14 protein-coding genes are annotated in these 12,555 nt (G+C 29.0%); 1 reads left to right on the forward strand and 13 read right to left on the reverse strand.

Translation table 11 applies throughout. The annotated features are described in order from the left end of the window. Positions 1 to 34: 34 nt before the first annotated feature. Positions 35 to 1,015: an aromatic ring-hydroxylating oxygenase subunit alpha gene (locus KQI68_RS07925; protein WP_216549601.1), complete on the forward strand. Its 981-nt coding sequence runs from the start codon at positions 35 to 37 to the stop codon at positions 1,013 to 1,015. Between the two features lie 87 nt (positions 1,016 to 1,102). Here the strand turns inward: KQI68_RS07925 and KQI68_RS07930 are convergent, their stop codons facing one another. From KQI68_RS07930 to pduA, 13 genes are all read right to left on the reverse strand, one after another. Next, a complete protein-coding gene (locus KQI68_RS07930) occupies positions 1,103 to 2,512 on the reverse strand; it encodes an aldehyde dehydrogenase family protein (RefSeq protein WP_216549602.1) in 1,410 nt (469 codons plus the stop codon). Then, entirely contained in the window at positions 2,502 to 3,329 is an 828-nt protein-coding gene (gene eutJ, locus KQI68_RS07935) for an ethanolamine utilization protein EutJ (RefSeq protein ID WP_216549603.1), read from the reverse strand. The genes KQI68_RS07930 and eutJ overlap by 11 nt, the downstream gene beginning before the upstream one ends. A 4-nt stretch (positions 3,330 to 3,333) precedes the next feature. Further along, positions 3,334 to 3,981, reverse strand: a complete 648-nt coding sequence (locus KQI68_RS07940; RefSeq protein WP_216549604.1) for a phosphate propanoyltransferase — start codon at positions 3,979 to 3,981, stop codon at positions 3,334 to 3,336. A 22-nt stretch (positions 3,982 to 4,003) separates the two neighbouring features. Then, the gene (locus KQI68_RS07945; RefSeq protein ID WP_216549605.1) at positions 4,004 to 4,867 is read right to left on the reverse strand and encodes a DUF7973 family transport facilitator; all 864 of its coding nucleotides are present in this window, start codon (positions 4,865 to 4,867) and stop codon (positions 4,004 to 4,006) included. A 7-nt stretch (positions 4,868 to 4,874) separates the two neighbouring features. Then, a complete protein-coding gene (gene metK / locus KQI68_RS07950; RefSeq protein ID WP_216549606.1) occupies positions 4,875 to 6,020 on the reverse strand; it encodes a methionine adenosyltransferase in 1,146 nt (381 codons plus the stop codon). Positions 6,021 to 6,025: 5 nt separating this feature from the next. Beyond that, complete coding sequence (locus tag KQI68_RS07955) at positions 6,026 to 7,039, reverse strand: AraC family transcriptional regulator (protein ID WP_216549607.1); 1,014 nt, start codon at positions 7,037 to 7,039, stop codon at positions 6,026 to 6,028. Positions 7,040 to 7,048: 9 nt separating this feature from the next. Then, complete coding sequence (locus KQI68_RS07960; RefSeq protein ID WP_216549608.1) at positions 7,049 to 8,329, reverse strand: PocR ligand-binding domain-containing protein; 1,281 nt, start codon at positions 8,327 to 8,329, stop codon at positions 7,049 to 7,051. Between the two features lie 45 nt (positions 8,330 to 8,374). Next, positions 8,375 to 9,484 carry an iron-containing alcohol dehydrogenase gene (locus KQI68_RS07965; protein WP_216549609.1) on the reverse strand — a complete coding sequence of 370 codons (1,110 nt, stop codon included), beginning with the start codon at positions 9,482 to 9,484 and terminating at the stop codon, positions 8,375 to 8,377. A 4-nt stretch (positions 9,485 to 9,488) separates the two neighbouring features. Next, positions 9,489 to 10,805: an aldehyde dehydrogenase gene (locus tag KQI68_RS07970; RefSeq protein WP_216549610.1), complete on the reverse strand. Its 1,317-nt coding sequence runs from the start codon at positions 10,803 to 10,805 to the stop codon at positions 9,489 to 9,491. A gap of 8 nt (positions 10,806 to 10,813) precedes the next feature. Then, positions 10,814 to 11,092, reverse strand: coding sequence for a EutN/CcmL family microcompartment protein (locus KQI68_RS07975; RefSeq protein WP_343221701.1), 279 nt, complete (start codon positions 11,090 to 11,092; stop codon positions 10,814 to 10,816). Beyond that, complete coding sequence (locus KQI68_RS10450) at positions 11,085 to 11,648, reverse strand: BMC domain-containing protein (RefSeq protein ID WP_216549611.1); 564 nt, start codon at positions 11,646 to 11,648, stop codon at positions 11,085 to 11,087. Before KQI68_RS10450 ends, KQI68_RS07975 begins: the two co-directional genes overlap by 8 nt. Then, a complete protein-coding gene (locus KQI68_RS07985) occupies positions 11,641 to 12,165 on the reverse strand; it encodes a hypothetical protein (RefSeq protein WP_216549612.1) in 525 nt (174 codons plus the stop codon). Before KQI68_RS07985 ends, KQI68_RS10450 begins: the two co-directional genes overlap by 8 nt. 76 nt (positions 12,166 to 12,241) lie before the next feature. After that, on the reverse strand, positions 12,242 to 12,523 hold the full coding sequence (gene pduA, locus KQI68_RS07990; protein WP_216549613.1) for a propanediol utilization microcompartment protein PduA: 282 nt from the start codon (positions 12,521 to 12,523) through the stop codon (positions 12,242 to 12,244). Between the last annotated feature and the right edge of the window lie 32 nt (positions 12,524 to 12,555).

The following is a 12,555-nucleotide window of genomic DNA, read 5'->3' on the forward strand; positions in this document are numbered from 1 at the left end:
TATAAAAATTATAGGTATATTTAAGGAGATTATTATGATAAAAAATGAGTGGTACGCAGTGCTTTCTTCTAGTGAATTAAAGAAGAATGAATTAATAGGAGTTAAAAGATTAAATATGGATCTTGTATTTTTTAGAGATAAAAATAATAAGGTCGCATGTTTATTCGATATGTGCTCACACAGAGGAGCAGCTTTGTCTAAGGGAAAAGTTTTAGATAATTGTAATATTCAGTGTCCATTTCACGGATTAGAATTTAATAAAAATGGAGAATGTCAATTTATCCCTGCTAATGGAATAAATAATCAGGGCGACTTAGAAAGATATAATGTTAAATTCTTTAAAGTTAAGGAAAGACATGGAATTATTTACATTTGGAATGGAGATGATGAAGTTGAAACAGATGAGATTCCCTTCCACAATGAAATTGATAAATCCTTTGTTTTTTCTGAATTTAAAGATTGGTGGAAAACTCATTATTCAAGAGCAATTGAAAATCAATTAGATGTTGTTCACCTTCCCTTTGTTCATCACAACACAATTGGAGCAGGTGGCAAAACTCTTGTAAATGGTCCAAAGGTTATTGTTTCAGATAAAGAAAAGACAATACTTACAAGTGCAAATAACGAAGTAGACAATGGACAAGAACGCCATGGTCCAAATGAAAGTGAAATTAGATCTACTTATTTAAAGTTTAAATTTCCAAATATTTGGATGAATAATATTACTGATAAAATAAAAGTTTTAATATTTTTCGTACCTGTTGATGATGAAAATACAATACTATATCTTAGATTCTACAACAAAATAACGGGAATAAAATTAGTTGATAAATTCATTGGTTTTTTTGGAAAAATTGCAAACTTTATAATTGAAAGACAGGACAAAAGAGTCGTAGAAACACAGAGACCTAAGGCTTCAAGTTTAAAGTCAAAGGAAAATTTAATAGAGGGAGATAAACCTATTATCGAATACAGAAAGATGAGACAAAATCTAAAGGGTTATGGATTAAAATAAAAATATATCAACCCTCACCTTTTTTATAAGGATTAGGTTGATACACAAAAATATCTATCCTATTATTATTTAATATAAAAGTAGTTTTTATCTAATATTGAAAGAGTCTTTTATAACACATCTTCTAATTCTACAGAAACTCTTTGCACTTGTAATTCCTTCTCCAGTAGGTCCAGCAATGGTAAATGTTGTTGAACCTTCACCACCAACACCTATACCAGAATAAGATGGTGCATTTTTAACAAATATTGTACATTCTAATAATTTTGCCATTTTTGAAAGCTTATCTACATTTTTAGAATGCATTATTGCTGTATGTCTATTTCCATGTTCTGCTACATGAGCGCATTTTATCGCTTCATCAACATTAGGTACAGGTACAACTGGTAGAATTGGCATCATCATTTCTTCTGTAACTAAATGATGATTTTTATGAGTCTTAAATATGATTAATTTAATATCATCTGAAACATTTATACCTATTTTTTCCAAAATGTATTTTGCATCTTTTCCGACAAATTCTGTCTTTGGCTTTCCATTTTCTTGGCTAACTAGTTTATCAAGCTTTTCTATATCTAAGTCATTAATTAGCAAATATGCTCCGTAGTTTTGCATATGATAAATCAATTCATCCGCTTTTGATTCCACAACAAAAACTTCTTTTTCAGCAATACATGGTACATTGTTATCAAAGCTTGATCCATCTACTATGTCTTTAGCAGCTTTTTCTATCTCTGCTGTTTCATCAACTACTACTGGCGGATTACCTGCTCCTGCTCCAATAGCCTTCTTGCCTGATGATAGTACCGTTTTTACAATTCCAGGTCCGCCAGTAGCTACAAGTAATCTAACTTTTGGATTTTTCATCATTTCATTAGTAGCTTCAATTGATGGTTCTTTTACCATTGTTATTAAATTAGCTGGTGCGCCACTTTCTACTAATGCTTTATTTAACATTTGAATTAATAATATTGATGTTTTCTTAGCACGAGGGTGTGGTGAAAATACAACTGAATTACCTCCAACTATCATCGAAATTGAATTTGATATTATTGTTTCAGTTGGATTTGTTGTAGGTGTAATTGAGCCAATTACTCCAAATGGACAATATTCTTCAATCATTAATCCATTTGAACCAGAGATAGCATTTGTTTTTAAATCTTCTTTACCAGGAGTTTTTAAAGCTGCAACTTTATTTTTTATTTTTTTATCACTAACTCTACCAATAGCTGTTTCTTCAACTGCCATTAATGACATTAAATTCAAATTATCTTCTTTTAATATTGTTTCTCTAATTACATTAGCAAATCTATCTCGTTCATCAATTGAAAGTTCATATAATTTTTTTTGTGCAATATCTGCCGCATCAATTGCATCGCTCATATTATCAAAAACACCATAATTACTAGTATTATTGCTTTGTTTTATTATAATTTTTTCTTTTGATAAATCATCTATGACTTGTCTTATAATATCTTCAATCATATTATTGTCCATTTTTTCCTCCTAAACAACTCTTAGCTATACCGAGTGGTGTAACTAATAAAGCCTCTTTACTTCTAAATGTTTTGATACCTGTTATTTTTTCAAATAAGTCTTCAATGCCATCAAAGTTTGATGCCCCACCTACGAGATATATCGCATCAACTTCTTTTCCGTCTAAATAATTTTTTACTATACTTGCCATTTTTTCTAATACAGGTTTTATAATTGTAAAAATATCTTTATTATTAGAGTTTATTTTTAATTCTTCTGCTTTAGATAAATCAATATTATAATATCCTGCAATAGTTAGATTCATATGATGACCACCAGTGGGTTCATCCCAAGTCCCAATTACTTCACCATTTTTTAGTAAACTAATTCCTGTTGTTCCTCCACCTAAATCTACTATTGCTCCATCTTTTATTTTTAAAGTCTCAGCTGCTGCCGTTGGTTCATCAACAATATTTGTGACTATAAAATCACAAGATTCAACTACATTTGCTATAGCTTTAGTACTTCTTGGATCAATCCCAGGTGGTATTGCACAGCTTGCATATATAAGCTCTTTTTCTAATTTATCTTCTAGTTTTCTTTTTAAATCTTTAACTATATTTATTGCACCAATATAATCAACTACAATGCCATCTCTAACAACTTTAGCAGACTTCATAGCACCTGCTATGACTCTGTTTTTTTCATCAACAACAACTAAAACAATATTAGCCGTTCCAAGATCAACTCCAACCTTAAGTTCACTATTTTTATAATCAACAAAATTATCGTCTTTAATTAATTTTGAAAGTTTTAATACCTCTTTATTGCTAATCAAATTTTCACCCAACAAACTTTCTTAGAACAACAAAATCATTATTCTTAATACCAACTGCATTAGCTTCATCTGTATCTAAATGCATTTCTAATTTATATTTATCACTAACTCTTATTAAAACATTTCCCATTATAGCTTTTCTTTCTCCAAAAAACTGTACATCTACAAAATCACCATCATTCACTTCCATAAACTTAGCATCTTCTGGTGTCATATGGATATGTCTTAATGCGATTATAGTACCATTTGGCATATTAACTTTTCCACAAGGACCAATAAGTTCTATACCTGGTGTACCTTCAAGTTTGCCCGACTCTTTGATTGGGGCTTTAACACCCAATTTAAAGGAATCTGTAAGAGAAATTTCTACTTGAGATTTACTTCTAACTGGTCCAAGTATTCTTACCTTTTTAAATTCACCTTTTGGTCCACGAATTGTAACACATTCCTCTGCTGCAAACTGTCCAGGTTGTTTTAATTTTGATTTAACGGTAAGTTCATAACCTTTTCCAAATAAACTTTCTAAATCTTCCTTTGAAAGATGTACATGTCTATTAGATACTCCAACAACAATTTTATGGTTAGTTATACTATTAATTCTTTTAAAAACTTCATTTGAAACTTTTGCTATAAGTTCATTATCATCAAGCATATTATTTCCTCTTCTCTATTTTCTAAAATATTAAATTTATTACAAACATACTGACTGCTATAACAATAGCTGGTGGGTCAATATATGTATCGCAATGTGAATTAAATATTTTTCCTGCCATTACCCAAAGTAATGCATTAATTAATCCTGTCAAAGCTGCAAGATAAACATTTCCTGTCATTACAAATACTGTTGCAGCTGGATAGGTAATGTGATGTGTTATTGGTACACTAAATCCCATTTGTAAAAATGCTAGAGAAATTGCTGAAAATCCGAAAGTAAATACAGGATAAATTCCCATTGATTCTTTAGATACTCCTGCATCCATTAAAAGTTTTCCAAGAATTGCAATCCCAAGCCCAAATAATAATCCTACTGATCCATTCATTATTGCATCTTGCTGTGGTAAAATTTCTCTTTTTTCTCCTTCTTTTAATGTTCCTATAAGAGAAGTTTTACCTAAAATTATTCTATTTAAGAATAATACAACACATACGCAAAATGCAGGATAATCAGTTACAAATGCTGTTTGTTTAGTAATTAATGTAAAACAAATTATACCTACTAATCCATATAGTCCACCAACTAATAATGTATTAATATCATTAAGTCCAAACAAAGCCGCCAAAACATTTTGTGCATCATCTAACTTTTTAGCTTTATTTGCTGCATAAGTTGCCGCTGCAGCTCCTGCTGCAAATGAAACATGAGGCCCAAAGAATGGTCCAAAAGCAATATTACCTACAGTAAAATCAGTTACACCTGCAAGTGTTAATACTGAGCCTATTAAAGCAAATACACCAGTTAAAATAAAAGCTGGTATTGAACCGTAGGCTGCGCCAAAAAATCCTCCAGCAAATCCTGCAAGTAATGTTAAAATGTTCATAGTACACCTACCCTATTAAATTTTTTATTTCATCTTTTTTATCAATTTTCTCCCATGTAAACTCACTTTCTTCTCTTCCAAAATGACCATATGCTGCAGTTTTTTTGTATATTGGTCTTTGTAATCTTAAGTTTTTAATTATTGAATCAATACTAAAATCAAAAACACTATTTACAACATCATATATCTTTTTTAAGTCATATTTTTCTGTGCCAAAAGTATTTATATAGATACTTTCTGGATTTTCCTTACCTATTACATAAGCAAGTTGAACTTCACACCTATCACACAAATTTGCTGCTACAACATTTTTTGCTACATATCTTGCCATGTAAGAAGCCGACCTATCTGCCTTTGAAGGGTCCTTACCTGAGTAAGCTCCTCCACCGTGTCGTCCTAATCCACCATATGTATCTACAATTATTTTTCTTCCTGTTAGTCCAACATCTGCTCTCGGACCACCAATTGTAAATTTTCCAGTTGCATTAATATGAATTGAAGTATCTTTTTTTAACAGTGAATTATCTATCTCCTTAAATATTACTTCTTTGATTAATTCATATCTTAATGTTGCAATATCTTTACTTTCTTTATGATGAGCCGCAAGTACAATAGACTTAACATATGATGGTTTATTATTCTCATAAACTATACTAACTTGTGATTTTCCATCTGGAAATAATCCGTCTACGATACCTTCTTTTCTAACAACTGACAATCTTTTTGCCAACTTATGCGATAGTTCGCAAGATAACGGAAGATAAGAATTACTTTCTCTTGTTGCATATCCAAAGACAAGTCCTTGATCTCCTGCACATATTTTTTCTCTATTTACTCCCATTGCAATATCTTTTGATTGCTCATCTATATTTGTTATTACAATAGCTTTATCTACATCAAATCCAGATTCATCGTTTGAATATCCTATTTCTTTAATAGTATCTATAGCTACTTTTTCTACATCTACTTTTGCTTTAGATGTAACTTCTCCTGCTAACAATAAGAGATTATTTGAAATCATGCTTTCAATTGCAACCCTAGAATTACTATCTTTTTTTAAATATTCATCTAATATTGAGTCCGAAACTAAATCACATACTTTATCAGGATGTCCTTCTGTTACAGATTCAGATGTAATAATAAATTTATTCATTTACTTCACCTAGTTTTTCTAAACTGTTCTACGGTAACTTTTTCATACTTCTTAAAAATTTTACTAAAATATCCACTCTCGTTATATCCTAAATTAAAAGCAACATCTGATACACTTTGATTTTTAACTAGAATTAATTCTTTTGCGAAATTGACTTTCTTTAAATGAATAAAATTTACAACAGTCATACTATATTCACTTTTAAAAAGTCTACTCAAATATCCTTGCGAAATATTACATCCTTTTACAACATCACTTAGAGAAATATTTTTATCTATATTGTTATCAATATAACTTAAAACATCTTTCAAAATCGGGTATTTTGTTATACTTTTTCTTTTAAAGTAATATTCCACAACTTTAAAAATCCAATTTTGACAAAGTTTAATATCTGAAATTATTAGATTATTAAGTTCTAATTTTGTATCTAAAATTTTTACATCTTCAATAAAATTATTCAAATAAATAATTTTTTCAGCAATACCTCTCAACTCTAGATTTAAATGATTCTTATATTCTAAATTTTTATCCTTGAAATTAAATCTTTCTACATAATCTGCAAAATACTTGTAAACTTCAAGGAAATTGTCTAAGTTTATGGATTTTTGCATCTCCAATATAAACTCTGATCCATAATCACTCTCATTGTTTTTACCTAGACTCTTTTCAAATATTTTTAATTTTTCATTTACCTTATCGTATGTAATTGGCTTTAAAATAATGTGATTTAAATTAATGCTTCTGTTTTCTCTTGAAAATAATTCTGTAGGAAATGCTAATAAAAAAACTTTTATATCATTATATTCTTTCTCTATTTTATTGATAAAATCAAGACCACTCATATTTGGCATTATATAATCAGAAAAGACAATATTTACATCTCCTCTATCAATTACACTAAACGCCTCTTTAGGTGTGTCTGCTTCTGCTACGACATTAAATTTACTGTTTTTTTCTATAGTTTTTTTTATTGCAGTCCTAATTAGGTTTTGATTACTAACTAACAAAACATTGTACATTTAATCACCTTAGCTTTTTACGTGATATTTGATGGATATTTTGGTATTTTTATTTTTTTCTTCTATCTTTATTTCTGGTTCTCCACCAAAAATTTTCTTAATATCTTCTTCTAATTGGCTAATATAACCAAACACATTTTCTATTTCATCACTAATTGCTTGATTAGCTTTAAGTTTTTCTAATGATTCACTTGTAATTCCTGGACCATTATCATCAATGACCACAATATAAAAGTCCTCTTTCTTTTTAAAATTTACTTTTATATTATAAATTCCCTCATTAAAACTTAAACCTAAAAAGCACATTACCACTACATATGCAATTAATACTTTAAGTGGCATTATCATCTCCTTAGAGTCATCATCAATATTAATCTCATATTGAAACCTATCTTTATACTGAATTTTTTTCATCATAAAATACTCTAGTAAGGTCTTTTTAACATAATTAGCTGAGTTTGATTCAACATCAATAGATTCAATAATAAATTTTCTTAAATGCTCACTATACTCACTTGTATTATGTGCTTCTTCTATTAATGCAAGATTTGACAGCGACTCCATCATATTATTTAAAAATAAAGTGTTTACACTATTACTAAAAGAAGATAATTTAGTTTTTAACTTGAAATTCTTTTCTTCAAGTTCTAAAACCTTCTCTTCCAAGGCTTTGATTTTATTTTTATTTTTATTTTCGTGATAACTCGATATTAATTCCTTTTTTATTATTTCAGAAATTATAAGTTCAATTAACTTAACAGTAGATTCAAATTCCTTAAATGTATATTTTTTTGCATGGACATCATCAGAACTAAAATCTATATCACTATAATCAATATCTTCTAATAAGAGTTGGTCCTTCATTCTAATCACTTTTTCAGGTGGATCTTCGCAAATTGCTTGTCCACCTATAAAAGCTCCTAAATATTTGTCATTAATTATTATAGGTATGGCAACTTCTAATAAATTAAAAGGGCAAAAATAAATTGATGTTTTTTTTGAAACAGCGGCCCTTATAGCTCCTGATGCATCAGATAATTCACAAATCTTTTTATGCATTGCATTTTTTCTTATATGTTGACATCTCCTAGAGAAGTTTGTCATTTCAGTTAAAGGTTCTCCCTTATAATCTATTGTTACAAATGCAAGCCCTGTTACATCTGAAATAACTTTTTGTATTTGCTCCAAATATTCCCTTCCAAATATTGAGTAAATATCAATTCCATCTATTCCATTTGTATATTTTTCATTAATTTTAATATTAGGTATATTCTCTTTATTAATGTACACAATGATCCCCCCGTATACAAATTATTAATAATAAGTCTATACTAACTAATATACGTTTTCAATTATCTTTTTTATTTCTTCCTTTTCTATTGATTTGGGTGCTGTTTTCATGCAATTATCTTTTAATGCATTTTCTGCAAGTGTATTTAATTCAGCTAATACCTTTTCTTTAGATACATTACACCCACTAATTTTTTTTGGCATATCCATTATTCTTTGCAATGCATTAATAAATTTTTTTAAAGCATTAAATGCATCTTCATCGCTATTAGAACTTGAAACTCCTATTTTTCTTGCATAACATGCATATCTTTTCTTTAATTTTTCATCTTTTGAATTAAAACTTATTACATTGTTTAATATTAAACCATTACATAGACCATGAGGTATACCAAACAATGCCCCAATTTGATGTGCTATTGCATGATTTACTCCAAGTCCTGCTGCTTCAAAAGCCATCCCAGCCATCATAGATGCCATATGCATTTCTTCTTTTGCTTCAACATCTCTTGGGTTTGAATAACTTCTGAATAAATACTTAACAACTGACTCTCCTGCTTTTTCGGCAAGTGCATCAGAAAATGCACTTCTTTTAGTTCCAACATATGCTTCTAATGCATGAGTTAGCACATCTACTCCTGTATTAGCAATTATTTTTTTTGGAAGTTCTCTCAAAAGACTTTCATCTAATATTGCTAAATCAGGTAACATATTATCTGATTGCAAAAGATGTTTTATATGTGTTTGAGTATCTTTAATCACAGCCACACTTGTAACTTCAGATCCTGTTCCGCTTGTTGTAGGAATTGCGATAAAATATATATCTTTTTCTAATATTTCACTTGCGAAGTATATAACGCCCTTTGCTGCATCTATGGAGGAACCTCCCCCAAATCCTATTAGTATATCAATTCCTTCTTTTATATAAATTGAGAGTGCCTTTCCTACAAGTTCTAAAGTAGGATCTGGCATTACTTTATCAAATATTATTATCTTATTATTTTTATTAATATTTTTTAATAATTTATTCATTAGAACACTATTTGAAATAAATGAGTCTGTCATTATTAAGATTTTCTTATTCTCAAATTTTTCCAATTTACTTAAAGCATTTGCTTCAAACACAATTTCTGTTCCATTTTTTAAAATTTTCATTTTATCACCTTATTGAAAAAGCGTCTATTAAAGCACATCTTCTTCTACGTGCAAAATTTCTGGCACTTGTAGATCCTTCCCCTGTTCTATTAGCTATTGTAAAACTTACAGGATTTCCTTCCGAAAAACCTATACCATCTAGAGAACAACCATTTTTTATAAAAATTGATGTCTGCATTGTCTTAGCTGCAATATTTAATCTTTCAATACTATTTGAATGAATTCCAGCTGTATGACGAAGTCCTTGTTCAAGACATAGTGAAAATTCTAATGCTTCATCAAAATCTTTTGCTTTAATTACTGAAATTACAGGCATTAGTAATTCTTCTATTGCAAATGGATGTATTTTTGGTACATCAACAGCTATTAATTTATAGTCTCCACTATAATTTATTCCTGAAAAATCTAAAATCTCTTTAACACTTTTTCCACCTAAGAATTTATTTGGTTTTAAATCTTCTGTTAATAAAACTTTTGAAAGTTTTAACATATCTTCAAAAGTATCTATGTAAAATACTTTTTCTTTTTCAAGTGCTTCTTTAAATTTTTCATATATAGTTTCGACAATGACTATATTCTTTTCTGTTACACATAATATATTATTATCAAAACTTGCACCTTTTACGATACAATTCGCAGCTTTATCTATATCAGCTGTCTCATCAACAATAAAAGTTGGGTTTGCTGCTCCACCAGAAATGACTTTTTTATCACACTTATTTGCCGTTCTAGCAATTTCGCTTCCACCTGTTACTACAAGTAAATTTACATCTGGATGATACATGATTTCTTGTATACTTTTTATACTAACTTCTGATAATGTTGTTACTAAATTATCTATCCCACATGTTTTTAAAATTGCGCTTGCAATAATATCTGTTAAATACTTAGTAACCTCAATAGCTCTTGGATGTGGACACAATATTACAGAATTTCCAGCAGCTAATAATCCTATTGTATTATTAATTACTGTTGCTATCGGATTAGTACTTGGCATTATTGCACACGCAATACCAAATGCTGAGTATTCATAAAGCGTCATTACTTTATCTTTAGTCAAAACTTCTGAAATCAAATCTTCAGTACCAGGAGTTCTCTCAATACTCAATTTTATTTTTTGAATTTTAGAATCAATACATCCCATGCAAGTTTCTTCATAACTTTTTTGTGCAAGTTCTTCAACATGATTTAAAAGTTCTTCTCTCAAAGCTTTTATTATTTCTTCTCTATTTGAAATTCCAAGCTCTTTATATAATTTTAAAGCTGATTTTGATGCATCTATAGCATCACAAACAGTATCAAAAACTGATCTTTTACTCATATTTCACCTCACACAATTAATTCATCTATTATACCTATTATTGCTAAATCTATTACTGAATCTTTTCTTTGATTTTCAACACGAACCGAAGAACCCGCCCCTACAAGTACAAGTTCTCCAATACCTGCTCCTACATAATCTGCAGCAACAGATTCATTTTTATACTCTTCTCCATTTGCATTAATAGGTTGTATAATCATAAGCTTATAGCCAACTAATGTGTCATTTTTTCTCGTCGCTACTACATTACCTACAACTTTTGCAATAAACATACTATCACTACTCACTTACTTTAGGATTTTTATCAATTTTATCTTCTGTTTGAGATTTTTTTACCTTTAATTTTGCATTATCAGTTTTTGTTTTTGCTTCTTTAGTGCTTATTTTATCTTTTTCAACTACTTTAGTTTCTTCTTTAGCTTCTTTAGTTTCAACTTTAGCTTCTTTAGTTTCAACTTTAGTTTCAGCATTTTTTGTTTCCTTATCTGATACCTTTGGACTATTTTCTTTTACTTCCTTAGACTTATTATCTTTTATTTCTTTGGATTTATTATCTTTTCTATTTTCTTTATCTAAATCAAATACACTGTCAAGCCCTTTAGCTGGTCTTGGAATTACTTTTGATGAAACAAATTTATCGAATGAAATAGCCAAACTTTTTCCAGAATCGATTGCAGCTTTAACTGCTCCTACATCTCCTGAAATTTTTACAGTAACAAATCCCATACCTTTTGTAATTTCTACATTTTCCATTTGTACATTAGCTGCCTTTAACATTGTATCAGCAACTATTATTGCATTTGTAAGACCTATTACCTCTATCAGACCTAGTGCTCTATTCATACTTATTCACTTCCTCTATATCAACAATTTTGACTCCATAGCTCAAAATTTCATCATAATATCCTAACAATTTATTAATATAATTTTTAGGTTCCTTGCCTGTTACTTTCTTAACAGTTTCTTTCCATAAGTAGACAGAATTTCCCTTTTCGAAAAGTTTCATAACTAATCTAGATTCATATTCTTCTTCATCAAATAAAATTACATTGATTATATTCTTTAATTTAATATCTAAAAAAAATGTATCATTCTCAGAAATTAAATCTAAATTATCATCATTTAGATTGATTACTTCATTCCATATTAAATAATTGGATATTATATTTTTATGATAATCACTTAATTCATTACTAATGATACAATTAGCATTGATTTTTAAATTTTTAATTATATCAAGAGCAAAATAATATTTATTGTTCCAGGGTTTTGAGAATATAAAATTAATTCTTTTATTTTTAGAAATTTGAAGTATAGCAAGTTTTATAATTTCTTCAAATTCTTCTTTACTTATATTCATTTAATCACCTTTTTTTAATAGAAAAGTTAAAATACAAAATGTATTTTAACTTTTCTAAATAGTTTATGGCTTTATATTATTTATCAAAATGAGGAATAATTTTTTCAGTATCAGTATGTGGCCTTGGTATTACATGAATAGATACAACTTCTCCAACAGCTCTAGCTGAAGCTGCACCTGCATCTGTAGCTGCCTTAACTGCTCCTACATCTCCTCTAACCATAACAGTTACAAGTCCAGATCCTATTTTTTCATATCCTACTAATGTTACATTAGCTGCTTTAACCATAGCATCTGCTGCTTCAATTGCTCCTACTAAACCTTTTGTTTCAACCATTCCTAATGCGTCTGAATTCATAATATACCTCCTAAATTTTTTATACTAATTTA

It is taken from the genome of Peptoniphilus ovalis, assembly GCF_018919265.1.
Taxonomy (GTDB): Bacteria; Bacillota; Clostridia; order Tissierellales; family Peptoniphilaceae; genus Peptoniphilus_A; species Peptoniphilus_A ovalis.